Annotated in this window: 29 protein-coding genes, 1 tRNA gene and 1 pseudogene; 28 read left to right on the plus strand and 3 right to left on the minus strand. The window is 57.0% G+C overall.

Translation table 11 applies throughout. The features are described from left to right. The first annotated feature begins 386 nt into the window (after nucleotides 1–386). On the plus strand, nucleotides 387–1,109 hold the full coding sequence (locus tag OZX74_RS02150) for a CPBP family intramembrane glutamic endopeptidase (RefSeq protein WP_277156938.1): 723 nt from the start codon (nucleotides 387–389) through the stop codon (nucleotides 1,107–1,109). A 173-nt stretch (nucleotides 1,110–1,282) separates the two neighbouring features. On the opposite strand, the gene dinB is transcribed toward OZX74_RS02150, so the two are convergent. Then, nucleotides 1,283–2,734 carry a DNA polymerase IV gene (dinB, locus tag OZX74_RS02155; protein WP_277156939.1) on the minus strand — a complete coding sequence of 484 codons (1,452 nt, stop codon included), beginning with the start codon at nucleotides 2,732–2,734 and terminating at the stop codon, nucleotides 1,283–1,285. A 436-nt stretch (nucleotides 2,735–3,170) separates the two neighbouring features. On the opposite strand from dinB, the gene OZX74_RS02160 reads away from it, so the two are divergent. The 3 genes from OZX74_RS02160 to OZX74_RS02170 all read left to right on the plus strand — a co-directional run bounded on the left by OZX74_RS02160 (nucleotide 3,171) and on the right by OZX74_RS02170 (nucleotide 5,349). Continuing rightward, a complete protein-coding gene (locus tag OZX74_RS02160; RefSeq protein ID WP_348519561.1) occupies nucleotides 3,171–4,064 on the plus strand; it encodes an EamA family transporter in 894 nt (297 codons plus the stop codon). Between the two features lie 225 nt (nucleotides 4,065–4,289). Further along, a tRNA-Ser gene (locus OZX74_RS02165) sits at nucleotides 4,290–4,376 on the plus strand. Nucleotides 4,377–4,812: 436 nt separating this feature from the next. After that, a complete protein-coding gene (locus OZX74_RS02170) occupies nucleotides 4,813–5,349 on the plus strand; it encodes a DUF2165 domain-containing protein (protein WP_277156941.1) in 537 nt (178 codons plus the stop codon). A gap of 51 nt (nucleotides 5,350–5,400) precedes the next feature. Here OZX74_RS02170 and OZX74_RS02175 read toward each other — a convergent pair whose 3' ends face one another. Further along, nucleotides 5,401–6,066: a GNAT family N-acetyltransferase gene (locus OZX74_RS02175; protein ID WP_277156942.1), complete on the minus strand. Its 666-nt coding sequence runs from the start codon at nucleotides 6,064–6,066 to the stop codon at nucleotides 5,401–5,403. A gap of 507 nt (nucleotides 6,067–6,573) precedes the next feature. On the opposite strand from OZX74_RS02175, the gene OZX74_RS02180 reads away from it, so the two are divergent. The 6 genes from OZX74_RS02180 to OZX74_RS02205 all read left to right on the plus strand — a co-directional run bounded on the left by OZX74_RS02180 (nucleotide 6,574) and on the right by OZX74_RS02205 (nucleotide 11,787). Next, entirely contained in the window at nucleotides 6,574–7,218 is a 645-nt protein-coding gene (locus OZX74_RS02180) for a YigZ family protein (protein ID WP_277156943.1), read from the plus strand. 608 nt (nucleotides 7,219–7,826) lie between these two features. Next, nucleotides 7,827–8,516, plus strand: coding sequence for an AbrB family transcriptional regulator (locus OZX74_RS02185; RefSeq protein ID WP_277157388.1), 690 nt, complete (start codon nucleotides 7,827–7,829; stop codon nucleotides 8,514–8,516). A 372-nt stretch (nucleotides 8,517–8,888) separates the two neighbouring features. Further along, on the plus strand, nucleotides 8,889–9,338 hold the full coding sequence (gene rplM, locus OZX74_RS02190) for a 50S ribosomal protein L13 (RefSeq protein ID WP_277146276.1): 450 nt from the start codon (nucleotides 8,889–8,891) through the stop codon (nucleotides 9,336–9,338). Nucleotides 9,339–9,359: 21 nt separating this feature from the next. Then, complete coding sequence (gene rpsI, locus OZX74_RS02195; protein WP_277156944.1) at nucleotides 9,360–9,851, plus strand: 30S ribosomal protein S9; 492 nt, start codon at nucleotides 9,360–9,362, stop codon at nucleotides 9,849–9,851. A 411-nt stretch (nucleotides 9,852–10,262) separates the two neighbouring features. Beyond that, nucleotides 10,263–11,267 carry a zinc-dependent alcohol dehydrogenase family protein gene (locus OZX74_RS02200; protein ID WP_277156945.1) on the plus strand — a complete coding sequence of 335 codons (1,005 nt, stop codon included), beginning with the start codon at nucleotides 10,263–10,265 and terminating at the stop codon, nucleotides 11,265–11,267. Nucleotides 11,268–11,391: 124 nt separating this feature from the next. Beyond that, nucleotides 11,392–11,787, plus strand: a complete 396-nt coding sequence (locus OZX74_RS02205) for a VOC family protein (RefSeq protein ID WP_277156946.1) — start codon at nucleotides 11,392–11,394, stop codon at nucleotides 11,785–11,787. 185 nt (nucleotides 11,788–11,972) lie between these two features. Here the strand turns inward: OZX74_RS02205 and OZX74_RS02210 are convergent, their stop codons facing one another. Next, nucleotides 11,973–13,037, minus strand: a complete 1,065-nt coding sequence (locus OZX74_RS02210; RefSeq protein WP_277156947.1) for an ROK family transcriptional regulator — start codon at nucleotides 13,035–13,037, stop codon at nucleotides 11,973–11,975. Nucleotides 13,038–13,518: 481 nt separating this feature from the next. Between OZX74_RS02210 and adhE the strand changes: the two are divergent. The 18 genes and pseudogenes from adhE to rplF all read left to right on the plus strand — a co-directional run. Next, nucleotides 13,519–16,200 (plus strand): annotated as a pseudogene (gene adhE / locus OZX74_RS02215) (bifunctional acetaldehyde-CoA/alcohol dehydrogenase); the annotation flags it as partial. 436 nt (nucleotides 16,201–16,636) lie between these two features. Then, nucleotides 16,637–16,945 carry a 30S ribosomal protein S10 gene (rpsJ, locus tag OZX74_RS02220; protein WP_003808013.1) on the plus strand — a complete coding sequence of 103 codons (309 nt, stop codon included), beginning with the start codon at nucleotides 16,637–16,639 and terminating at the stop codon, nucleotides 16,943–16,945. Between the two features lie 14 nt (nucleotides 16,946–16,959). Beyond that, nucleotides 16,960–17,613 carry a 50S ribosomal protein L3 gene (rplC, locus tag OZX74_RS02225; RefSeq protein WP_277156948.1) on the plus strand — a complete coding sequence of 218 codons (654 nt, stop codon included), beginning with the start codon at nucleotides 16,960–16,962 and terminating at the stop codon, nucleotides 17,611–17,613. A gap of 6 nt (nucleotides 17,614–17,619) precedes the next feature. Continuing rightward, nucleotides 17,620–18,279 (plus strand): 50S ribosomal protein L4, encoded by a 660-nt coding sequence (gene rplD, locus OZX74_RS02230; RefSeq protein WP_277156949.1) that lies wholly within the window; start codon nucleotides 17,620–17,622, stop codon nucleotides 18,277–18,279. A 5-nt stretch (nucleotides 18,280–18,284) separates the two neighbouring features. Beyond that, nucleotides 18,285–18,581: a 50S ribosomal protein L23 gene (gene rplW, locus OZX74_RS02235; protein ID WP_277156950.1), complete on the plus strand. Its 297-nt coding sequence runs from the start codon at nucleotides 18,285–18,287 to the stop codon at nucleotides 18,579–18,581. Between the two features lie 35 nt (nucleotides 18,582–18,616). Further along, nucleotides 18,617–19,447 (plus strand): 50S ribosomal protein L2, encoded by an 831-nt coding sequence (rplB, locus tag OZX74_RS02240; protein ID WP_277146284.1) that lies wholly within the window; start codon nucleotides 18,617–18,619, stop codon nucleotides 19,445–19,447. 14 nt (nucleotides 19,448–19,461) lie between these two features. Further along, nucleotides 19,462–19,740: a 30S ribosomal protein S19 gene (rpsS, locus tag OZX74_RS02245; RefSeq protein ID WP_091847714.1), complete on the plus strand. Its 279-nt coding sequence runs from the start codon at nucleotides 19,462–19,464 to the stop codon at nucleotides 19,738–19,740. A gap of 15 nt (nucleotides 19,741–19,755) precedes the next feature. Continuing rightward, nucleotides 19,756–20,115 (plus strand): 50S ribosomal protein L22, encoded by a 360-nt coding sequence (rplV, locus tag OZX74_RS02250; RefSeq protein ID WP_277146285.1) that lies wholly within the window; start codon nucleotides 19,756–19,758, stop codon nucleotides 20,113–20,115. A 2-nt stretch (nucleotides 20,116–20,117) separates the two neighbouring features. Further along, nucleotides 20,118–20,951, plus strand: coding sequence for a 30S ribosomal protein S3 (gene rpsC / locus OZX74_RS02255; protein WP_277156951.1), 834 nt, complete (start codon nucleotides 20,118–20,120; stop codon nucleotides 20,949–20,951). A gap of 6 nt (nucleotides 20,952–20,957) precedes the next feature. Continuing rightward, nucleotides 20,958–21,377, plus strand: a complete 420-nt coding sequence (rplP, locus tag OZX74_RS02260) for a 50S ribosomal protein L16 (protein ID WP_277146287.1) — start codon at nucleotides 20,958–20,960, stop codon at nucleotides 21,375–21,377. Then, nucleotides 21,377–21,634 carry a 50S ribosomal protein L29 gene (gene rpmC / locus OZX74_RS02265; RefSeq protein ID WP_277156952.1) on the plus strand — a complete coding sequence of 86 codons (258 nt, stop codon included), beginning with the start codon at nucleotides 21,377–21,379 and terminating at the stop codon, nucleotides 21,632–21,634. Before rplP ends, rpmC begins: the two co-directional genes overlap by 1 nt. A 2-nt stretch (nucleotides 21,635–21,636) precedes the next feature. Next, the gene (rpsQ, locus tag OZX74_RS02270; RefSeq protein ID WP_277143842.1) at nucleotides 21,637–21,903 is read left to right on the plus strand and encodes a 30S ribosomal protein S17; all 267 of its coding nucleotides are present in this window, start codon (nucleotides 21,637–21,639) and stop codon (nucleotides 21,901–21,903) included. A 71-nt stretch (nucleotides 21,904–21,974) separates the two neighbouring features. Continuing rightward, nucleotides 21,975–22,343, plus strand: a complete 369-nt coding sequence (gene rplN, locus OZX74_RS02275) for a 50S ribosomal protein L14 (RefSeq protein WP_091847708.1) — start codon at nucleotides 21,975–21,977, stop codon at nucleotides 22,341–22,343. Nucleotide 22,344: 1 nt separating this feature from the next. After that, nucleotides 22,345–22,680: a 50S ribosomal protein L24 gene (gene rplX, locus OZX74_RS02280; protein WP_277156953.1), complete on the plus strand. Its 336-nt coding sequence runs from the start codon at nucleotides 22,345–22,347 to the stop codon at nucleotides 22,678–22,680. After that, the gene (gene rplE, locus OZX74_RS02285; protein ID WP_277156954.1) at nucleotides 22,677–23,249 is read left to right on the plus strand and encodes a 50S ribosomal protein L5; all 573 of its coding nucleotides are present in this window, start codon (nucleotides 22,677–22,679) and stop codon (nucleotides 23,247–23,249) included. The genes rplX and rplE overlap by 4 nt, the downstream gene beginning before the upstream one ends. A 1-nt stretch (nucleotide 23,250) precedes the next feature. Next, nucleotides 23,251–23,436 carry a type Z 30S ribosomal protein S14 gene (locus OZX74_RS02290; protein WP_277156955.1) on the plus strand — a complete coding sequence of 62 codons (186 nt, stop codon included), beginning with the start codon at nucleotides 23,251–23,253 and terminating at the stop codon, nucleotides 23,434–23,436. 88 nt (nucleotides 23,437–23,524) lie between these two features. Further along, nucleotides 23,525–23,923: a 30S ribosomal protein S8 gene (gene rpsH / locus OZX74_RS02295; protein WP_277156956.1), complete on the plus strand. Its 399-nt coding sequence runs from the start codon at nucleotides 23,525–23,527 to the stop codon at nucleotides 23,921–23,923. Between the two features lie 16 nt (nucleotides 23,924–23,939). Next, a complete protein-coding gene (gene rplF, locus OZX74_RS02300; protein WP_277156957.1) occupies nucleotides 23,940–24,479 on the plus strand; it encodes a 50S ribosomal protein L6 in 540 nt (179 codons plus the stop codon). Nucleotide 24,480: the final 1 nt, after the last annotated feature.

The raw sequence follows: 24,480 nt of genomic DNA on the forward strand, positions 1-24,480 counted from the left end.
GGAAATCTTGATTTTTATCGCAAGTTCAATCGTGTTGATGGGCGACGTGATAGTGGCGGATACAAAATCATGATGTCTCAATGTATGGGGTTTGGTGGCACCGATGAGCTCGCCGGGTTATCCTTGTAAACCATGCACGTCAGTCAGCGAATACGAACCAGCGATTTGCTCACGGAAGACCATCCAGAGCGCTTACAAAACGCAAAGACGGGAACGGCCGAACCTAGAAGGTTGAATCCGCTGCTGCGGGGACTCGTTTTTTGGGTGTGTTTGTCCTGTTGGAGATCGTTGCTTCCGTGATCATTGCTGTGGGGTGCGTTGTGGCGACCGGCAATTTGAAAATCTTCGAAACTGATGACATTCATTCTCTTGTAACGCTTTTTGATATGCTGGCTGAGGTCGCGGCCGCGATTATTGGCTATCTGGTCGTCGTTTACGGCATGGAGTACCGTTCCCATCCGTTTGAGTTTCGGCTTGGCAGATGGAAAGGGCTGATGGTTGGCATCGTCATAGGCTTTGTGGCGATTGGTCTTTGCGTAAGCGTTCTTGCGATTACCGGCAACTACAGGATCGTCGGGCTCAACACACATTACAATCCATGGATCGATATCATCTCCATGGGCATCTGTGTCGGCGTGGCCGAGGAGATCATGATGCGTGGCATGCTGCTTCGTCTGGTCGAGGAGTGGCTTGGCTCTTGGGGCGCGCTCGCGGTTTCGGCGCTGGTATTCGGGTTGATGCACCTGACCAATCAGGACGGCTCGCTGTGGGGCGGACTGGCCATTGCCATCGAAGACGGGATTCTTGCTGCGGCACTGTATTTTGTCACTCGTTCGTTGTGGGTGTGCATCGGTGAGCATGCGATGTGGAACATCGCCGAGGGGCCTATTTTCGGATCCATCGTTTCCGGCAATGGCAAGCAGGATTCGTGGCTTGTGGCTCAATGGTCTGGTCCCAACATCCTGACCGGTGGCAGTTTCGGCCTCGAAGCCAGTATCGTCCCGGTGATCCTGATGGGTGCCGCCGGCATCGCGCTGATGGTCTACGCCCAGCGCAAGGGGCTGTTGGTTCGACCGGCATGGGTGCGCAGGCGTATGAAGAATCGTTGAAGTTGCGATGGAAATCAGTATTTTGCCTGTGAAATCCTGATTTCCATCGCATGTTCAATCGAACATGCGAGCATACTCACGATTCCGGGCTTGATTCGCTGATTTTCATCGCATGTTCGATTGAACGTGACTGTAGGTAATCGGGCTGGACCCTGCAGCCGGGAATCTCCCGGCTAGGATTCCGGTTTGCTGTTGTTGGCGATTTGCTTGGCCTTCCAGTCGCCGTGTTCGAGGCCGAGGGTGGCCGCGCCGGTTCCGTAGCGTTCACGCACGGCATCGAGCACGGTTTCGGCGTTGCGAATGCGTTCTTCGCCATTGTTGCTGTTCCCACGGTCATCATTATTGCGATTGTCATTGCCGCGTTTACCGCTATCATCGCCTTGACCATTGTCGCTGTTGCTAGCAACGGGATTATCGCCGCTGTTGTTTTGGCCACCCCGATTGCCAGCCACAGAGTCATCGCCCAGCAAATCGTCGATCGTCAGCTGCACCGGCGTGGAATCCTTGGCGCTCAGCGAACTGGCGCTCACCCCGGCCAGACGGATTTCGCGCGGTAGGGCAGTGTCGTCCGAGGCGTCGGCCGGCATCTTGAGCATGGCTTTGAGCAACGCCACGGATTCGGGGTACATTGCCGCCGCGGTGTCGATGGGTCGCTCGAGCGTGTGCGCCTTGGTGGAATAGCTCATGTCGGCGAACCGCAGTTTCACGGTCACCGTCCGCGCGACGAGCCCTTTGGAACGCAACGTGTGCGTCACTTCGTTGCTGCAATGGTGCAACAGCTCGCGTACCTGCGAGGCGTCGCGCGTGTCCTGTTCAAACGTGATTTCCGCACCGATGGACTTTTCCGGTGCGTGAGTGACGATAGGACGTTCGTCCTGCCCGCGGGCCGCGAGATAGAGGTTGTGCGCGGTGATTTTCGAATGTGTCACCTGCAACATTGCCGATTCGTCCATTTTGGCGAGGTCGGCGACGGTTTTGACGCCCCATTCGTTGAGCCGTTTTTCAAGCGATGGCCCGATGCCGGGTATGCCACGCAACGGCATCATCTGCACGAACTGCGCATGCCGTGCCTTGGGTATGAGCAGCATCCCGTCCGGCTTGGCGTTGGTCGAGGCCATTTTCGCCACCAGTTTGTTGGCCGCGATACCTACTGAACACGTGATATGGAATCGCGCCGCGACCTGTGCCCGGATCCACGCCCCGATGACGCTCGGCGACTTCCAGCGCAGCAGCGCGCTTGAAACGTCCATATAGCCTTCATCGACGGAGACCTGCTCGATCTGGTCGGTGACCTGCCGGAACACGCTGTCGAAGATTTCTTTTGATTTTCCGCGGTAATAAGGCATGTCGACGTTGACGTATTCGCCGCGGGGGCAAAGCTGCCGTGCCCGCACCATCGGCATCGCCGAGTTGACCCCGTATTTTCGTGCCTCGTAATTGGCCGCCGACACCACGCTTCGCGGCCCCGGCCAGCCGATGATGACCGGTTTTCCGCTCAGTTCCGGATGCCGCGCGATTTCCAGCGAAGCGTAGAAGGCGTCCATATCGATATGCAGCACCGTGCAACCGGTCTCGTCGTGACCCCAGTCGCGTTTCGCGGCGGCGTTCCTTGGTGCTGTGCTCATGCTCCCATTGTAATTGTCGGGCTTACCGCGTTCTTGCCGGCTGTGAAATTCCTCGGGGCTTATCGGTGCAAGCAACCGAAATGGATTCAGGCGGAATCCGAACGTTGCTCCAAATGCTGTACCAAACGTAACTTCGGCCGTGATTTCGCATGCAGCCCGAACGTGGGCCGGGCGCAACGCCAGCGGTAAAACCCGATATGTCACCTTGCAAAAACACCCTTCAATTACTGGTCATTGTGGTGTAGTTTAGGTGGTTATGCCGTCTTCTTCACCTTCGCCGCAGACCTCTCCCGGCAACAAGTCCCAGAGCCAACCCGAACCCCGACGCAAGGCCGGGCCCAATCTCCAGCCCCAAAAGCCGCGTTTCGCACACATCGAACCACGCGGTTCTCGCTTGGATGCCATATTCAACCGCGTTCCGGTGGTGCTCATCATCATGGGTGAAGGACTGATGATCTATCTGGCTACGTCGGTCGCCAAATTGGCGTTCACCCAGCTCGATCCGTTGCTGGCCGCCTGGTATCGTGTCGGTTTCGTCGCCATTCTCATGCTGATCTGGCGCAGGCCGTTTGCAAAGGAGAAACGAGCTGGTTTGCCGCGCACCTCCCGCGATTGGTGGATTGTGGCGCTCGCGGGTATTTCGGTGATGCTGATGAACACGCTGTTCTACTTGGGCATGAGCAACATGGATATGGGCATCGCCGTTTCCATCGAGTTCGTCGGTCCGCTCGGCGTCGCTGTCATTACCGGCCACAGCTGGCGTGAGCGTGTCGGGATTGTGCTGGCGGCGGGCGGCGTGGTGCTGTTGGCCGGTGTGTCGTTCTCGAACCCCGCTCAATATCCTCATTTCCTGATCGGTCTCATCGCCATTCTCATCGACGGCGCGATGTGGGGATGCTACATCGTCTTCGGGCGTATGGTCGCGCAACGTGCCAATCCGCTTGATTCCCTGAGCGTGAGCATGCTGATCGGCTGGTTGGTACAATCCGTTGTTCTTGCGGTTCCGGCAATCAAAGGTGTCGTTGCCCCCAAGCCGAGTGCCACGTGGGCACGTGGTGCCTTCGGCGCCTGCAAGCTCTTGGGCGTGATGTTGGTGGTTGCCGTATTCGCTTCGTTCTTGCCGTATATCATCGACCAAATGATCATGCGTCGCGTCAGCTCGGCGCGTTATTCCGTCATTCAGGCCATCAATCCGGTCATGGCCCTGCTAGTCGGCTTGATTATCGGTGAGATTCCGACGCTGGGGGATTTGGCCGGCGTCGCGCTGGTCATCGTTGCGGTGGTGGTTACGTTCTCCGGTCATCGTCAGCCTGATCCGGAAACGATGTAAAGGTGGAATGTGCCTATCTTTTCTGGCCGTCCTCATCGCCGTTACCGTCTCTGAAACGACGGAAAAGCGAGGATGCCGTATGCATCGTTGGTCGTGTGTATGCCGCTGCCGGATCTAGGAACGGTATGAAGAAAAAATGAAGACACAGGCAAAATCGGAGTGGCGTGCGTCGCCGGATACTGCTATAGTTATGAAATGTTGCGCTCGCGTATGCGTGTGTAGCTCGGAGCTGTGCCTGAGTGGCCGATAGGGGCACCCTGCTAAGGTGTTAACTGCGCAAGCGGTTCGAGAGTTCGAATCTCTCCGGCTCCGCTTTAGAGGTATAAATGAAGATGCAGTCGGGAGTAGGCTTAGGCTTACTCCCGACTTGCGTTTCGGGGTGTCCGTCACCGTTGCCGACATCACGGTAAAACATGCTAAATCACTCCAAATAATCGCAACATGAACTCACGAATGCTTTGAATGCGGAATCTTTTTGTTTTGGGATAGCCTTTTATAACTTTCTTTTATAGAGTTTCATAGTTTTGATCCATAACGTTTACTCCCATTTGTATTGAATCTCACTAAGAAATTGCATAATGTACTTTTTATTTGTGTAGAGTAGTCACTGTCCTACGTAGTTAAGTTGCAAAGTCGAAGCCACTTTCGGCAATAGTACGAGATTATGTGACACCGGTTCTAAAGGTTTTCGACTGTGTCAATGTCAATGGTGCTTTGAAATGGTTTCGCAGTAGAAAGAGAGAGAAATATGTTGGAAGCCAAAATACAGCGATGGATCAAGATTTTCGTGGTCTTCATGTTCGCTTCGTTCGCGCTTTTCGTGGCGATGGGCAACTATATGGATTGGGGTTCGAACTACGCGTTCATCCACCACGTCATGATGATGGATGATCTGCCCGCCGCCAACACGGTCACGTGGCGTGCGATCAACGCCGTGCCTATCCATGTCATCGGCTACTGCTTCCTGATCCTGTGCGAGACCTTGACGTGCCTGACCGGTTATTATGGCACGTACAAGATGATTCGAGCGGTCAATAAGGATGAGGAGACGTTCGCGAAGTCCAAGACCTTCGGCTACGTCATGTTCATCATCGCCATCTGCATCTGGTACGGCGGCTTCTCGATCATCGGTTCGGAATGGTTCGATATGTGGCAGTCCAAGCATTGGAACGCCCAGATGACCGCCTACAACATCGTTGAGCACGCGGTGCTGTTCATGATCATCCTTTGGCTTCCCACGACCAAGAAGATCGGGGAGACGGCCGAAAAGATCGCCAAGGGCTAGTTTTCTAACGCGTATCTGAATAAATATCGGCCGGCAATGAGGTTGGAGCACCTATCTTCCATACCTTGTTGCCGGTTTTTCGTTGTTGCGTTCCCATTCCTCTTTCGTGATCACCCGCACCATGGCGTCGTGCCTTTGGTCGATCAGAGGGAAGTAGTCGCCGTCCTTGCGGCACACCGCTTGCATCCCGCAATGCTCCATCACCTTGCCGGAAGCCGGGTTTTCAACGTAGTGCCCGCCCCACACGGCGTTGCACCCCAGGTTTGCGAACGCGTGCCGGATCATCGCCCACAGTGCCTCGCTCATCATGCCCTGCCCCCAGAACGGCCGTCCGATCCAGTAGCCGAGCACGCGGTCGCCGTCGTAGTGGGCGAGTGCCCGTTTCGTTTCGTTTTCGTCGACACCCGCGAAGAGGTTGTGCCTGTCAATAGCTTCCCGCACGAATTCGCCAACGTGGTCGTCCGGTCCGGTTTTCTTCAGTTCGATGGCCCCGATCGGCCTGTCGTCGTCGCCGTTTCGCAATGTGATGGCATAGTTTTCGTCGCCGGTAAAGACGTTATCGAGGGTGTTCAGGCTTTCCTCGACGTTGCGATGCGGCATCCACCCGCAGCGGATCCCGATTTCCGGGTCTGAAGCGTAACGGAACAACGATTCGGCCTCGTGTCGGTCGCCGTGTTTCCAAGGCCGCAGAATAAGTCGTTCGGTGGTGATTCGCATAGCAATATGGTAGACGGCAAATATGACGTGCGTGCAAGGCCGGTATGTCCTGGTATGTTTCTTGTTTTTCAAATCGGCTCGGTTGAAGCGAATGGTGCGACTGCGGTCAAAGTCGTGGTAGACGGCGACAAGGATGGTGCGCGACTGGTAAAAGCTAGATAATTGAAAAGAGGGATTTCGGCGAAATCCGAGGCCTTGGCAGGTCATTAATTCGTTGTTTGGGATTTGTATGGGGAGCTGAGGAACGCCCTTGTCCTCTGCTCCTTACCCGGTAAGTATAGCAGACAAAACGGGATCAGCAGGTCAAAATTCCATTTTTTGATATTTTAGAATAAGAATTTTTACAATTGATTTTGGTGACGGCGTAGGAAATGAGGCGTACTCGAGGGAAATCGGCGGTTTGACGATGATGGTGACGTCATGTTCGTAGGATTTTGACGTGGTGCCCACGACCAAAAGTACAGTGGAAGTATCCAAAAGTTTTTGACATAGCTGGAAGGTGCATCGGTGGGCAGGGAACGCAACGACAGCATTGACGGTTTTTCCACGATTATCGACTCCGCCAGCGCGCCCGCGCAGGCTTCGTTTATCGAGAAGAAGTCCGAATTCATCGGTGACGCCTGTCATATCAAGACCATGGACGAGGCGCTCGCGTTCGTTCAATCCGTACGAGACCGAAATCCGAAAGCCCGTCACGTCGCCTTCGCGGCGATTTACGGCGCCGCTCTTGGGGCGGCCAAAGAGCGGATGAGCGATGACGGCGAACCGAGCGGCACTGCGGGCAAGCCGATCCTTGACGTGATTCGCATGGGCAGGCTCACTGATTGCGTCATCACCGTCACCCGATATTTCGGCGGGATACTTCTCGGTTCCGGCGGACTGATCCGTGCCTATTCCACGGCCGCTTCGATGGCGGTAAAGGCGGCCGATGTCGAGCGGATCGTGCCGATGCGGCATTATCGCGTGGTGCTTCAATACTCTTGGCTGGGCCGTTTCGAGCAGTTGCTTGCGCAAGTTGGAGGCAATGAGGAAGGCAGGGAATTCACCGATCGCGTCACCATACATCTCGCTGTTCCGTCGGCGAACGCGGGGGATTTCGAGACGCGCGTTCGTGAGGCGTTCAACGCCCGAGTGACGCTTTCCGCCGTTTGATGGCTTCGGAATGTCAGTTTTCCGTCAGTGCATCCATGTCTTAAAACCGCTGGGTAGATTTGATACGTGCAAAATCAATTTGATGTCTGCGGATTCTGGGTGTCGTGTCGGTGCGTAGCAGGGAAGCGGATTTTCTGAATTTTTGCTTCAGCGTGCTATGAATGCGGAAATACGAAAAATTAAAATGGCGGAATTGTGCGGATTCAAAATTAAGGTGCCTGGGTTCGGCAGCAGGGAAGCGGAAAACTTCACGTTTGTCTATTCGCTGCTGCGTCTTCACAGCATCGACACCGGGGAATTGCGTTTTTGCCGCTCAGTGCTTACGTGGCCGTGTATTGCCTTGTCCGTGATTCTTCGGCTCGCGTTAAGCTGGAACCATGAGCGAAACGGAACAGGATAAAACGAACCAGAATCAAGACGCCATGCCCGTCGACGCGGTGGCAGAAGGTGCTTCCAAGGCTGAAGTTTCCGATACCGCCCTTTCCAAGGGTGATGCAAACGGTGATGGCTCATCTGTTTCCGGCGCTGCTGCGGCTTCGGATGATTCCGGCAAAGCCGATCTTGGCTCCGGTAATGGCCTCGCCAATGATTCTGATAGTGGTTCCGACATTGATTCTGGTAACGCTTCTACCAATGATTCCAGTAGTGATTCCGCAAGCGATTCCAAGGGGTCGACCGATTCCGGCAATGATGATGAGGCCGGTGATGCCGACTTCGAACCGCTGACCAACACATACGAAGAGCTGAGGCATACCGAGGATTCCGCCGAATTGAGCGCGGCTGCTCGCAAGCCCCTGCCGCCGAAATCGGATCAGGCCGCTTTCTCGCGTGCGACTGCATTGCTAGAGGCGGTGGCCGGCAATGAGCACACCCCTGTGGAGGACCGTATTTTTCTGGCCTCGACCATGCCCTTCCCGAACATCCTGGTCAAGCTTTCCGAGGACGAGAACGATGAGGTGCGCAAGGCTGTCGCCTCCAACGCGGACGACAAGAACTGGTTGGTCGGCAGGCTTACCAAAGACAGGGTCATTGAGGTGCGGGAGGCCGCGCTGCACAACCCGCAGACTTCGTGGAAGATGCGTCTCGAGGGTGCCGAAAACCCGGAAACCACAGCCGATACGCTTGATTTTCTAAGCAAACTGGGCGTCGAATCCGAACCGAAGGCGCCGTCGATCCTTTCGGCGATGGTCCGTCGTGCCGTCGCGCTCAATCCCAACTGTTCGCAGGCTACTCTCACAAGGCTTTCCGAAGACGCTTCGACCGACGTTCAGCATGCCGCCGCAAACCGTCTGCGCTGATACTTGCGCCGGTAACAGACAATCCTGTTAGTTTTCGTATGTTTTGCGCCGATAAAGTGTACGTTTTCTAGCAGGATTGTCTTGTTGCTCGCATAATCAGAGGTGGAGGAGTCCGGATCGGTCCCCGTTTCGCAGCGTGCGCGCTTACCGTGGAGATTGTCGTGCGGTCGCCGGCCGTTTCGCCGCGTTGCGCTTAGTCAGGGGAGTAGGTACAATGGTGAGTTGTTGTGTTTCCCTAGAGGGGTCCTTCAAAGCGCTTTCCCACTCGCACTAGGACTTTCAGGGAGCCCACGGATAAAGCGGTCGGAAAGGCATCATCGTCAAGGTTTTGCCGATTTGGCCGGGAACACAATATAAAGAAAAGGTACACTCGTGAAAACTTTCACACCGAAGCCAGCTGATCTGACTCACGACTGGTACATCATTGACGCCACCGACGTGGTGCTGGGCAAGCTTGCGACCAGGGCAGCGCTTTTGCTGCGCGGCAAGAACAAGCCGACCTTCGCTCCCAACGCCGATTTGGGCGATCACGTGATCATCATCAACGCCGAAAAGATCGCGTTGACTGGTAAGAAGATGGACAAGGTGCTCTATGCGCACTCCGGTCGTCCCGGCGGCCTTCGCGCCGACAGCTACGCCGATCTCTTGAAGCACAATCCTGAGCGCATCATCCGCGAAGCAGTCAAGGGCATGATGCCGAAGAACCGTCTGTCCAAGGTCGAGCTCGATCGTCTCCACGTTTTCGCTGGTCCCGATCACCCGCACACCCCACAGAAGCCCCAGCCGATTGAGATCGCTGCGGTTTCGCAGCAGGCCAAGTGAACCGAGAGGAGATAACGAATCATGGCTGAAAATACCAATAACTCCGCGGCTCAAGAGACCGAAGAGGAACTTACAACATTCACTACCGAAACCAACGCCGGTGCTGGCACCGGTGCCTCGCAGATCGCCCCGGGCTACGGCACGGGTCGCCGCAAGGAAGCCATCGCCCGTGTGCGCTTGGTTCCCGGTTCCGGCAAGTGGACCATCAACGGCCGCACCCTGGAGGAGTTCTTCCCCTCCCGTCTGCAGCAGCGTGAGGTCAACTCCCCGATCGTTCTGCTGAAGCTTGAGAACAAGTTCGATGTCATCGTCCTCGTCGAGGGTGGCGGCACCACCGGTCAGGCCGGCGCCATCCGCCTCGGCGTGGCCCGCGCACTGAACGCCATCGATCGCGACGCCAACCGCGCCGCACTGAAGAAGGCCGGCTTCCTCACCCGCGACGCCCGCGTCGTGGAGCGCAAGAAGGCAGGTCTGCACAAGGCACGTCGCGCGCCTCAGTTCTCGAAGCGTTGATTTTCGCTTTCAAACTGTTGCAAAATCCCTCCCAACCAACTGGTTGCGGGGGGATTTTTCATATCCATTCGGCTCCGTACACACTGATCCTGGCAATGATGCGATGAAAATCAGGGTTTTGGCCCGGTTCTCTTGATTTCGCACGCATGTTCAATTGGACAAGCGATGAAAGTCAGGATTCGGCATCGATTTCCTTGATTTTCCTCGCAGATTCGGCGAATGCGCCGATGGCAAAGGTAAAAGAGAAAAGAATGCAAAACTTCTAGAAAGTCGATTTGCATAAGTTGTTCATGAGAGTTATAGTGAGCTTGTTGCGGGCCAAAGCCGATGTTGACTTTTCGTTGAGAATCAGCGCAGAACTCAGTGGCGGTCGGTCGCAAAGCCAGCAATAAAGCTTGGAAAGGAACAGCGATGAAGGCTCTTGTATTAACCGGTGTGAAGCAATTCGAAATCCAGGATCTGCCGACTCCTGAAGTCAAGGCAGGCGAGGTGCTGATCAATACCGCATATGCGGGCGTATGCGGCACCGACCACGATCTTTATGCCGGCCGTCCGGGCTCCGCCTCCGCCGTGCCGCCGATCGTGCTGGGCCACGAGAATTCTGGTGTGGTCGAAGCCGTCGGCGAGGGCGTCACCAACGTCAAGCCAAGCGACCGTGTGGCCGTCGACCCGAACATCTACTGCGGCCAGTGCGAATACTGCTTGACCCAACGCCCCGAACTCTGCGATTCCTTGAGTGCCGTCGGCGTGACGCGTGACGGCGGCCTCGAGGAGCAGTTCACCGCGCCGGCAACCGTGGTCTACAAGCTGCCCGACAGCGTTAGTCTCAAGGACGCCGCCACCATCGAGCCGATTTCCTGTGCGGTGCACGGCGTGGATCTGCTCGACATCCATCCCTATCAGAAGGCGTTGGTGATCGGCGACGGTTTCATGGGCCAGCTTTTCGTGCAGATATTGCAGGCTTACGGCGTCCACCAGGTCGATTTCGCCGGTCTGTTCGACGAAAAGCTCGAGCTCAACCAGCGTCTGTTCAATGTCAAGAACATCTACAACACCACAAAGGTCGCGATTCCCGAAAACAAATATGACATCGTCATCGAGGCCGTCGGTCTGCCGCAGACGCAGCATAGCGCGGTTCTGGCCACCAAGAAGGGCGCTCAGGTCCTGATGTTCGGCGTGGGTCCGCAGGAAGCGAGCTTCGAGATGAATACATATGACATCTACAAGAAGCAGCTGCGGATCCAAGGTTCCTTCATCAACCCGTTGACCTTTAAGGACGCCATCAGTCTGTTGGAAAGCGGCAAGGTGGACGTCGAGCCGCTGATCAGCCACGAGTTCAAGCTTGAAGACGTGCAGGACTTCCTTGACGGCAAGATCGAAGGCGTTTCCAAGGCCGTCGTCAAGGTCGGCAAGTAGATTTCGGCGTAACAGAGCTCGGCAAACTTACCATCCAGTATGTTTCCGATCCGTCAAACCGACAGTTCAAGGCACCCAAGACTTGGGTAGGCTTGCAGTCAGTAAATTTTAAAAAGGAGTACAGATGAAACCAATGTCCGATTTCACTACGGATTTCCAGCATTCCGGCATGCCCGCCAAGGACCTGGACGAGACCATCGAGTTCTACACCAAGAAGCTCGGCTTCGAGCTCGTGGGCCTCTTCCCGAACGGCAAGAACCGTTGCGCGTTCCTGCGTTACGGCCACTTGACCATCGAGACGTGGGAAGGCGATCCGGTGGCGATGAAGGACGGCGCCATCAATCATTGGGCGCTGGATACCCCGGATATCGAGGCCGCGTTCGAGAACGCGAAGGCGCTTGGGCTTGAGCTGAAAGACAAGGAGATCCAGTCCATCCCCGCTTTCTGGGACAATGGCATTCGTTACTTCAACATCTACGGCCCGAACCGCGAGACCATCGAGTTCTGCCAGATTGTCTGAGATTGGTTGATGGCCGCGTCCGTTTGAATGGACTGCAGACATGTGCGACGATAAGCATGATTGTGCGTGCTTATCGTCGCGTTTCTATATCGGCTACAACCAAAAGCACGCAAATAGGCCTTTAAACGTGCTTTTGGTCGCAGTTAGGCTTTTGTAGCTGGTCGCAAGTATGCAGTCGCAGTCGTTTACTTGCAGATGCCGCTGACGAATGGGTCGATATAGTGCAATGCCGCCCCCACGATTTCCTGGCCTTGGCCGCAGATGCTTTTGCGAATCTGGTACGTATCGGACCGGAAGGTATTGAGACCGTCGCATTTGGCTCTGAGCCTGGCGAAATCCTCTGCGGTGAGATATTGCGTCACCGGGCCGCCGATAATGATGTCACAGGCGAGTACGTTGCGTACGTTGTTGATGGTCTGCGCCAAATAGTCGAGCCATGAATCGAAACGTCGGCAGGCTTTTTCGTCTTCGGCGCGGACGTTTTTGAAGAAACCGTCCAAACTTTGCCCACCGTGATTGGTCAGAAAATCCGTGGAGCAGTAAGGGTCCATGCAGCCTTTGTTGCCGCAGTAGCAGGGCAGTCCGCCGGGCACCAGCGTCATGTGTTCGATGGTGCCGTTGCGCCGGTTTGGTCCGAGGCTGATCGCGCCGTCGGCGATGATGGCACCGCCGGGGCGTCGCCCCAGATACAGGCATATCGCGTCGTGAATGCTCTTGTCGAACCACAGCTCGGCCGATGCTGATGCCATGGAATCGTGGATCAGCGCGCATTTGAGGCCCGTCGCCGCTTCAAGCGCTTGGACTTTCAGACCGGTATCGTTCATGATATTGCCATAGATGACTTCGCCCCCGTCTTCGGAGATGAGACCTTTGATGGCGAATGCCGCGCCCAGGACGTGTGATCCTTTGCTTTCAAGGCCGGCGGCAAACCGTGATATTTTTTGGCCGATGTCCGCGATGAATTTCGGATCGGAGCAAAAGGTGACGTTGTAGTGTTCTGAGGCGATGACATCACCCTTGAGATCCACTGCGCAAAGCGTCACCTGATTGCTTGCCGTTCCCACGCCGATGGCACAACGTGTCTGCGGTTGAAAAACGTAAGTGCGGGCCCTTCGTCCGCCCGTCGAATCGAGCGTTTCGCCTCTGGCGATCAGCCCGCTTTGCTCGAGGGCACGAAGATTCTGGCTGATGGTGGGCAGACTGAGCCCCAGTGCTTGCTGGAGGTCCTGTTTGGTCACCGCTGTGCGCATGGATGTGCGCCGTGAGCGCATGCAGGCTGCGCGTTTTGATTGAAGCTGTGGTTGCTTTCGGCGGGGGCGTCTCCTGTAGGTTTTTTACATTGGGCAAAGAGATTGACAACAGTCGGTAGGAAGATGAGGCGGGTCTTGTTGACGTCTGACATTCTCCATTCGGTTCGTTAGCGCTAACGAAAATTCTTTTTGACTGCGTTCGATGTGAGGTTTTGTTCGGTTGAACATTCTTAACGTGCTTTGCGCACAAAAATGAGCAGGATTATTCGGTTTCATACTCCAAAAACGAACATGAAATGTCAGGTAAAGCCTCAAGCTAAAACAAAAGGAAAAACGTAGCGTTCCTCCATTATATTGTGACCTAAGTCACATTACAGCAATGATGTGTGACGGGATGATGGCATTGAACAGAAAGGGAAGTCATGACGGCACAACCTAAGAATGCTGGGACTCCACCCACGAAGGAAACCAAAAAACCAAAAAGCCTGACTTCAACCGGGAGGTCGACCAACTGGTCGCCCGTGGCGTCGAGGCTTTGAGGCAATTCGAGAAACTCGACCAGGAACAGGTCGACCGCATCGTCGCCAAGGCCTCGATCGCCGCACTCAACAAGCATCTGGTGCTGGCTGACATGGCGGTCAAAGAAACCGGACGCGGGCTGGTGGAAGACAAGGCCACCAAGAACATCTTCGCCTGCGAGCACGTCACCCATTACCTTGCCGGGCAGAAGACGGTCGGTGTCATCCATGAGGACGACGTGACGGGCATCGACGAGGTGGCGGAACCGGTCGGCGTGGTCGCGGGCGTCACCCCGGTTACCAACCCGACGTCCACCGCGATCTTCAAGTCGCTGATCGCGCTGAAGACCCGTTGTCCGATCGTTTTCGGCTTCCACCCCTATGCGCAGCGTTGCTCGGCCGAAGCCGCACGCATCGTGCGTGACGCAGCGGTGGCCGCCGGCGCTCCGAAAGACTGCATCCAGTGGATCGATCATCCCTCCACCGAAGCCACCGGGGCTTTGATGACCCACCCGGATATCGCCACGATTCTTGCCACCGGAGGTCCCGGGATGGTTCATGCCGCGTATTCCTCCGGCAAGCCCGCACTCGGCGTTGGTGCAGGCAACGCGCCGGCGTATGTCGACACGAACGTCGACGTCAAGCGTGTGGCCAACGACCTGGTGCTCTCGAAGCATTTCGATTACGGCATGATCTGTGCCACGGAACAGGGCATCATCGCCCACACCGACATCTACGACCCTCTTGTCGACGAACTGAAGCGCCGCAAGGCCTACTTCGTCAACGCCGATGAGAAGACCAAGCTCGAGCGTTACATGTTCGGCTGCACCGCGTACTCCGGCAAGACCCCGAAACTCAACTCCGTGGTGCCGGGCAAATCCCCGCAGTTCATCGCCCGCGAGGCCGGTTTCAGCGTTCCCGAAGACGCCACCATTCTCGTGGCCGAATGCAAGGAGGTGGGGGAGCAGGAGCCGTTGACGCTCGAAAAGCTCTGTCCGGTGCACGCCATGCTGCGTTTCGAGACCGAGGAACAGGGATTCAGCATGTGCGAAGGGATGCTCCGATTCGGGGCTGGCCACACCGCCGTCATTCATTCCGACGACCACGACTTGATCCGTCGCTACGGACTTCGCATGCACGCCTGCCGCATCATCGTCAACCAGCCCTCGGCGCTCGGCGGCATCGGCGATATCTACAACGCCATCGCCCCGTCCCTGACGCTCGGTTGCGGCTCCTACGGCGGCAATTCCGTCTCCGGCAACGTACAGGCCGTCAATCTGCTCAATATCAAGCGAATCGCGCGAAGGAACAACAATATGCAATGGTTCAAGGTTCCGCCGAAGACCTATTTCGAGCCCAACGCCATCCGTTATCTGCGCGACATGTACAACGTCCGCCGCGTGGTCATCGTCTGCGACAAGGTCATGGAGCAGCTCGGCGTGATCGACAAGGTCATCGACCAGTTGCGCAGCCGTCCGGAGCCGGCCACGTTCCGCATCATCGACTACATCGAACCTGAGCCGTCGGTCGAGACGGTGGAGCGTGGCGCGGCCATGATGCGTGACGAATTCCGCCCCGACACCATCGTCGCCGTGGGTGGCGGCTCGCCGATGGACGCCGCCAAGATCATGTGGCTGCTCTATGAGCACCCGGAGATTTCCTTCGACGATGTGCGCGAGAAGTTCTTCGACATCCGCAAGCGCGCCTTCCGCATTCCGCCGCTGGGAAGCTTGGCCAAGCTGGTGTGCATCCCCACTTCGTCGGGTACTGGTTCCGAGGTCACCCCGTTCGCCGTGATCACCGACCACAAAACCGGCTACAAGTACCCGATCACCGATTATGCACTGACTCCGTCGGTGGCCATCGTCGACCCGGTCCTGGCCCGCACCCAGCCGCGAACGCTCGCCAGCAACACCGGTTTCGATGCGCTGACGCACTGCATGGAGTCCTATGTCTCCGTCTATGCCAACGATTTCACGGATGGCATGGCCCTGCATGCCGCCAAGCTGATCTGGGACAACCTTGAGACCTCTGTGTGTGCCGGGCCGGGCGAGACCAAGATCAAAGCGCAGGAAAGGATGCACAACGCCGGCACGATGGCGGGCATGGCGTTCGGTTCCGCGTTCCTTGGGATGTGCCACGGCATGGCCCACACCATCGGTGCGCTGTGCGATGTGGCCCACGGACATGCCAACGCGATTCTGCTGCCGTATGTCATCCGCTACAACGGCTCGGTTCCCCAGGAGCCGACGAGCTGGCCGAAATACGACAAGTACATCGCCCCGCAACGCTACCAGGAATTCGCCCGCGTTCTGGGGATTGACCCGGGCCAGACGGCCGAGGAGGGCGTCGAGAACCTTGCGCTTGCCGTTGAGGACTATCGCGACAACAAACTCGGCATGGATTCCAGTTTCCAGCAATGCGGCGTCGATGAGGAGTATTTCTGGAGTATCCTGGACCAGATCGGCATGCGAGCCTACGAGGACCAGTGCACGCCCGCGAACCCACGGGTTCCGCAGATCGAGGATATGAAGGATATCGCCATCGCCGCCTATTACGGTGTTGCGCAAGCCGAAGGCCACGCCCGTCGTCTCGCGCGTGAAGGAGGAACCGCCGTCACGGAAGTGGAGATAGTCGAACGCTGAGGGCGAAAAACTCAACGTTGATGATGCCTGCCGTCTGCATGATGGTAGGCATCATTTAGTATTTTCAGCAATATTCGTATGATCGATCATCCGAAATTTGCATATTTTTGGGGCACTGTTTTTTAAAAAAATCGAAATGGTTTTCACACGGTGGGGACTACACGGAAGTGGTATAAAAAACACGCAAACGCAAGGAATGCCAACGACACGCCCGAATTTTCCTAGTAGCCCCCCGATGCTTTAATAGAACAGTTGCCTGTTTTAGGCTCGCAAATTGTAAGAAAAAGAGCGAGTGCAGCCCGGTGCCGTCCTCTCGAAGGCGCTGTAGTGCTGCACACTGATGTGGTCACGGCCACGGGATTTCCCGGGGGTCGTACGCGCCGGTGTCCTTAAATGGGTTGGTAATGTCAACAATCGCTAGAAAGGGCGGACGGCAATGGCGGGACAGAAAATCCGCATCAGGCTTAAGTCCTATGACCATGAGGTCATCGACCAATCGGCGAAGAAAATCGTCGAGACGGTCACGAACGCGGGTGCCACTGTGGTGGGCCCGGTTCCTCTGCCTACTGAGAAGAACGTCTTTGTGGTAATTCGTTCTCCTCATAAATACAAGGATTCTCGCGAGCATTTCGAGATGCGTACTCATAAGCGCCTCATCGACATCGTGGACCCGACCCCCAAGGCCGTGGATTCATTGATGCACATCGATTTGCCTGCGGATGTCAATATCGAGATCAAGCTGTAAAGGAGGGGAGAAGCATGTCGTTGCAGAAAGCAAATCGTTCTGCACTGCTGGGCCGCAAGCTTGGCATGTCGCAGGTTTGGGACGAACAAGGTTTCTTCGTTCCCGTGACGCTCGTTGATGTGTCCACGAACGTGGTCACTTGCGTCAAGACCGAAGAGAGCGACGGCTACAAGGCCGTTCAGCTCGGCTATGGCCAAATTGATCCCACTAAGGTGACCAAGCCCATGGCTGGTCATTTCGCGAAGGCGGGCGTTACCCCGCGTCGTCATCTGGTCGAGGTCCGTACGGACAACGTCGACGATTTCAAGCCCGGTCAGGAATTGACCGCCGACTTGTTCGCCGATGGTTCGGAAGTGGACGTCACCGGTACGACCAAGGGCAAGGGCTTCGCCGGAACCATCAAGCGTTGGGGCTTCAAGTCCTATCGTCGTACTCACGGCTCGCACAAGAACGAACGTCGCCCCGGCTCAGTCGGTGCATGCGCGACTCCGAGCCGTATCTTAAAGGGCAAGCGTATGGCCGGTCGTATGGGCCATGTCACTTCCACCGTGCAGAACCTTGAGGTCGTTTCCTCCGATACGGAGAACGGCGTCATCGCCATCAAGGGTGCTCTTCCAGGGCCCAAGGGTGGCATCGTCCTGCTTCGCTCGGCTGTGAAGGGAGCCTGATAAATCATGGCTAACGTAACACTCAATGTCACCGACGCCAAGGGCAAGTCCGCTGGCACCGTTGAGGCGCCGGTCGAGATCTTCGGCATCTCCAATGAAGAAGTCGAGGCTCACATTCCGCTGATTCATCAGGTCGTCATCGCTCAGCTCGCTGCTGCTCGTCAGGGTACGCACGCGGTCAAGAGCCGTGGCGATGTCTCCGGTGGCGGTAAGAAGCCGTGGAAGCAGAAGGGCACCGGTCGCGCTCGTCAGGGCTCGATTCGCGCTCCTCAGTGGGTTCACGGTGGTATCGCTCACGGCCCGGTGCCGCGCGATTACTCCCAGCGCACTCCCAAGAAGATGAAGGCCGGCGCACTGCGCTATGTGCTTTCCAACCGTGCGAATGCCGGTCACGTCGCCGTTGTCGACTTTGGTATCAAGGACACTCCGTCTACCAAAGCCGCTATCGCTGCGCTGACCCCGGTAAGCCAGAACGAGTTCACCACTGTCGTGCTTTCGCGCGACAACGTCAACGAGTGGCTTTCCGTTCGCAACATCCCGACGGTGCATGTGCTCTTCGCAGATCAGCTCAACACCTACGATGTGGTTACCGCTCAGTATGTCGTCTTCAGTAAGGAAGGCTTCGATGCCTTCGTTGCCGCCAAGACTGAGCCCAAGGAGGCCTGAACGATATGGTAGCTATTCACAATCCCGCCCACGATGTCATCATCAAGCCGGTTGTCTCTGAAAAGAGTTATGCCGCCGGTGACCGTGGTCAGTACACTTTCGTGGTCGCTCCTGATGCCAACAAGGTTCAGATCAAGCAGGCCATCGAAACAATCTTCAATGTCAAGGTGACGAACGTCAACACCCTCAACCGCGCCGGCAAGCGTCAGCGCACCCGCACCGGATTCGGTCGCCGCGTCAATGAAAAGCGCGCGATCGTGACCGTTGCCGAGGGCCAGTCGATCGACATCTTCGGCAACTGAAGCAATAGCCGAAAAAGTCAAAGGAAGAACTCATTATGGCTATCCGCGTTTATAAGCCGACGACTCCGGGCCGTCGTGGTGCGTCCGTGTCGGATTTCTCCGACCTTACGCGCTCCACGCCTGAGAAGTCGCTGGTACGCAAACTCAACAGCACCGGCGGTCGTAACTCTTACGGCCGTGTGACCTCTCGCCATCGCGGCGGCGGCCACAAGCGTCAGTACCGTCTCATCGATTTCAAGCGTTGGGACAAGGACGGCGTTCCTGCTCGTGTTGCTGAGATCGAATATGATCCGAACCGTTCCGCTCGTATCGCCCTCCTGCATTATGCAGATGGCGAGAAGCGCTATATCGTAGCGCCCAAGGGCATCAAGCAGGGTGACGTCATCGAGACCGGCGAAAATGCCGATATCAAGCCCGGCAATAATCTGCCGCTGCGCAACATCCCGACTGGTACGATCGTCCACGCTATCGAGCTTCGTCCTCTGGGCGGTGCCAAGATCGCGCGTTCCGCTGGTGCAGGCGTTCAGCTTGTCGCCAAGGACGGTGCTTACGCCCAGCTGCGTATGCCGTCCGGAGAAATCCGCAACGTCGACGCTCGCTGCCGCGCAACCATCGGTGAGGTCGGCAATTCCGACCACGCCAATGTGCAGCTCGGCAAGGCAGGTCGCGCTCGTTGGATGGGTCGTCGCCCGATCACTCGTGGTGAGTCCATGAACCCGGTCGACCACCCGCATGGTGGTACCACTCGCGGTGGTAAGCCGCCAGTGTCGCCGTGGGGCAAGGGCGAAGTTCGTACTCGCCGTCCGAAGAAGGCTTCGAACAAGATGATTGTTCGTCGTCGTCCCAATGGCAAGAACCGTAAGTAAGGAGCGTCGAATAGATGTCACGTAGCATCAAGAAGGGCCCCTTCGTCGACGCCCATTTACAGAAGAAAGTCGACGAACAGAACGAGAAAGGCACGAAGAACGTCATCAAGACGTGGTCGCGCCGTTCGATGATCACTCCGGACTTCATCGGTCACACCTTCGCTGTGCATGATGGTCGCAAGCATGTCCCGGTCTTCGTGACCGAGTCCATGGTGGGCCACAAGCTCGGTGAATTCGCACCGACGAAGACCTTCCGTGGTCATGTTCATGACGACAAAAAAGCTCGTCGCTAAAGGAAGAGAAAGATTATGGAAGCTAAAGCAATCGCACGTCACGTCCGTGTGACGCCGCGCAAGGCTCGCCGCATGGTCGACCTCATCCGAGGCAAAAAAGTGAGCGAAGCCGTCACCATTCTGAAATTCGCACCGCAGGATGCCTCCGAGCCAGTGCTCAAGGTACTGCGCAGCGCCACCGCGAACGCACGCGTCAAGGCCGACAAGGCTGGCGAGGCGTTCCGTGAGAACGATATGTATGTGAAAGAGACCTATGTGGACGAAGGCGTGACGCTCAAGCGTTTCCGTGCTCGTGCACAGGGCCGCGCCGGACGCATCAACAAGCGTACCAGCCACATCACCGTCGTTGTCGCCAGCAAGGAAGGAGCCCGCTAAAGATGGGTCAGAAGATCAATCCGTTAGGCTACCGCCTGGGTATCACTGAAGACCACCGTTCCAAGTGGTTCTCCGATTCCAACAAGCCTGGTGAGCGTTACAGCGACTTCGTCCTCGAGGACGACAAGATTCGCAAGGCCATGAACAAGGACCTCGAGCGTGCAGGCGTGTCCCGCATCATCATCGAGCGTACCCGTGACCGCGTGCGTGTGGATATCCACACCGCTCGTCCGGGCATTGTCATCGGCCGTCGTGGAGCAGAGGCCGAACGCGTTCGTGCCAAGCTCGAGAAGATTACGGGCAAGCAGGTTCAGCTCAACATCTTCGAAGTCAAGAACGCCGCTTTGGACGCCCAGCTTGTCGCTCAGTCCATCGCCGAGCAGCTGACCAACCGTGTCACGTTCCGTCGTGCCATGCGCAAGGCTCAGCAGGACGCGATGCGCGCTGGCGCCAAGGGTATCCGCATCAAGCTCTCCGGTCGCCTTGGAGGCGCCGAGATGAGCCGTTCCGAGTTCTATCGTGAGGGTCGCGTTCCGCTGCAGACCCTTCGCGCTCTCATTGATTACGGATTCTTCGAAGCCCGTACGACCTATGGCCGTATCGGTGTGAAGGTCTGGATCTACAAGGGCGACATGACCGAACGTCAGTTCGATGAGCAGCAGGCCCAGCAGGACAACAACCGTGGACGTCGTGGCGGCGATCGTCGCCCGCGTCGTGGTGGTCGTCCGTCCGGTGCTCGTGGTTCCAAGCCGGAAGCCAAGGCCCCTCAGGCCGCGGCCGAAGCCGCAGAGCCCGCAGCAGCCGCAGCACCTGCCGCCTCGGAAGCAAAGGAGTGAGCAGATATGCTTATCCCAAAGAGGACTAAGTACCGTAAACAGCAGCGTCCGAAGCGTCGCGGCATGTCCAAGGGCGGCAACGAGATCGCGTTCGGCGATTATGGCATCCAGGCTTTGGCCCCTGCCTATATCTCCAACCGTCAGATCGAGGCTGCTCGTATCGCCATGACCCGCTACATCAAGCGTGGCGGTCGTGTGTGGATCACGATTTTCCCTGATCGTCCTTTGACCAAGCACGCACTCGGAAGCCGAATGGGTTCCGGCAAGGGCACCCCGGAGTCTTGGATCGCCAACGTGCATCCTGGACGCGTGATGTTCGAAATCGGTGGCGTCGAGGAAGCGACTGCGAAGGAAGCCCTTCGCCGCGCTATCGACAAGCTGCCGATGAAGTGCCGCATTATCGCACGTGAAGGCGGTGATCTCTGATGGCAGTCGGAACAGCAGACTACAGCATCAAGAATCTCAACGAGAAGACCAATGGCGAGATCGAAGGCTTCCTCAAGAAGTCCAAGGAAGAGCTTTTCAACCTGCGCTTCCAGAACGCCACCGGTCAGCTTGACAACTCCGCTAGGCTCAAGGCCGTGAAGCACGATATCGCCAGGATGTACACCGTCCTGCGCGAGCGTGAACTCGGCATCAGCGAGGAGCCTGAGTCGGGCGACACGAAGACTGAGGAGAAGTAAGCATGGCTGAAAAGCAAGAGCGCAACTTCCGTAAGACTCGTAGCGGTTACGTCGTGTCCGACGCAATGGACAAGACCATCACCGTCGAGCTTGAGCAGCGTTCGACCCACCCGCTCTACGGCAAGGTCGTTCGTTCCACTCGTAAGGTCAAGGTTCATGACGAGCACAATGACGCCCACAACGGCGACTTCGTGCGTATCATGGAGACTCGGCCTTTGAGCAAGACCAAGCGTTGGCGTCTCGACTCCATCGTCGAACGCGCCAAGTAATAAGTTCGGCAAGGCTCCGCTGCTCACCTTCACGGGTGGCAGGGGAGAACCAGCGCGGCTAAGGAGAATCAATGATTCAGCAGGAAACGCGGCTTCATGTCGCCGACAACACGGGTGCCAAGGAGATCTTGGCCATCCGAGTGCTCGGCGGATCGAAGCGACGCTATGCCGGCATCGGCGACGTGATCGTCGCCTCCGTCAAGGACGCGATCCCTGGCGGGTCGGTCAAGAAGGGCGACGTGGTCAAGGCCGTTGTCGTCCGCACAGTAAAAGAGCATCGTCGCAAAGACGGCTCATACATCAAGTTCGACGAGAACGCTGCGGTTATTCTTGGCTCCGGCCATGAGCCCAAGGGCACTCGTATCTTCGGACCGGTCGGCCGTGAACTGCGCGACAAGCGCTTCATGAAGATCGTGTCCCTCGCCCCGGAGGTGATCTGAGATGGTAGCCAAGATCAAGACCGGCGATCAGGTGAAGGTCATCCGCGGCAAGGATCGCGGCAAAGAGGGCAAGGTTACGCGTGTGCTCCCCAATGATCGTCTGATCGTTGAGGGCGTGCAGATCGTCAAGAAGCATGTGCGCGCCACCCAGCAGGGTCAGCAGTCCGGCATCGTCTCCGTTGAGGCGCCGATTCATCGCTCCAATGTGATGGTCATCGACCCGGAGACCAAGGAACCGACCCGTGTTGGCGTCAAAGTCTCGACCAAGGCCGTTGACGGCAAGGTCAAGACTGTGCGTACGCGCGTCGCCAAGAAATCAGGAAAGGAGCTGGCATGAGCGATACAACAGTCGAAGCGCCGGCAACACCGCGCCTGAAGCAGCAGTACATCGACAAGATCGTGCCTGAGCTCGAGAAGGAATTCAAGTATTCCAACCCGATGCAGGTCGCCAAGGTCAAGAAGGTCGTCGTCTCCATGGGCGTCGGCGCCGCTGCCCGCGACTCCAAGCTCATCGAAGGCGCGGTCAAGGACCTCACCGCCATCACCGGCCAGAAGCCGAAGATCACCAAGGCCAAGAAGTCCGTCGCGCAGTTCCATCTGCGTGAGGGCCAGGCCATCGGTGCTTATGTGACGCTTCGCGGCGACCGCATGTGGGAGTTCCTCGATAGGCTGCTCGTTCTGGCCCTGCCGCGTATCCGCGATTTCCGCGGCATCAGCGACAAGCAATTCGATGGCCAAGGCAACTACAACTTCGGTCTCACGGAACAGTCCATGTTCCACGAAATCGATCCGGATGCGATCGATCATCAGCGTGGTATGGATATCACCGTGGTGACCAGCACCAAGGATGACAAGGAAGCCCGGGCATTGCTCAAGCACCTTGGATTCCCCTTCAAGGAGAACTGAAATGGCAAAAACCGCTCTTAGAAAAAAGGCTGCTGCCAAACCAAAGTTCAAGGTGCGTGCCTACACGCGCTGCCAGGTTTGCGGCCGTCCCCACTCCGTATATCGCAAGTTCGGCCTGTGCCGCATCTGCCTTCGTGAGAAGGCTCATCGTGGCGAGCTGCCCGGAGTTACGAAGTCCAGTTGGTAAACATCGACGCTGAAGGTCCTCGGCCGGAGCAGGTCGCAAATACCTGCTCCGGCGGAGGAAACCACGGCGAGAAAGGGCGTTAGCCCACATGACAATGACAGATCCAATCGCAGATATGCTTACGCGTCTGCGTAATGCGAGTGCGGCGAAGCATGAGACCGTTTCCATGCCGTACTCCAAGTTCAAGGCGGCGATTGCCGAGATCCTCAAGCGTGAAGGCTATATCAATGACTTCACCGCTACGGATGCCCGTGTCGGCCAGAACCTTGAGATCACGCTGAAGTACGGTCCCAATGGCGAGCGTGCCATTCAGGGCATCAAGCGCATCTCGAAGCCAGGCCTGCGTCGCTATGCAAAGTCGGACGCACTGCCGATGCCACTCGGTGGCATGGGTGTCGCGATTATTTCGACCAGTGCAGGATTGTTGACCCAGAAAGATTGCCTCGACCGGGGCATCGGCGGCGAAATCGTCGCCTTCGTATGGTGAGGAAGGAGAGCTAAACATGGCATCACATATTGGTAAGCTCCCCGTCGCCATCCCGGCAGGCGTGGAAGTCAAGATCGACGGACAGAACTTCAGCGTCAAGGGCGCCAAGGGTTCTGATTCCTACACTATTCCGGACGGCATCACCGCCCGGGTCGAAGACAACACCATTTACTTCGATCCGGTCGATGATCAGCTGCAGACCCGTGCAGACCACGGTCTGGCCCGTTCCATCGTCGCTTCGATGGTTGAGGGTGTCCACGTTGGTTTCACCAAGACGCTGGACATCGTCGGCACCGGTTATCGTGCGCAGATGAAGGGCCAGGGCATTGAGTTCTCGCTCGGCTATTCGCACACCATCACCGTCAACCCGCCCGAAGGCATCACCTTCGAGCTGCCGAATGCCAACCAGGTGGTCGTCAAGGGTATCGACAAGCAGGCGGTCGGTCAGGCCGCGGCCAATATCCGCGCACTTCGCAAGCCGGAACCCTACAAGGGCAAGGGCATCAAGTACTCCGACGAACACATCCTGCGCAAGGCTGGAAAGGCTGGTAAGTGAT

It is taken from the genome of Bifidobacterium sp. ESL0798, from assembly GCF_029395415.1.
Lineage (GTDB): Bacteria > Actinomycetota > Actinomycetes > Actinomycetales > Bifidobacteriaceae > Bifidobacterium.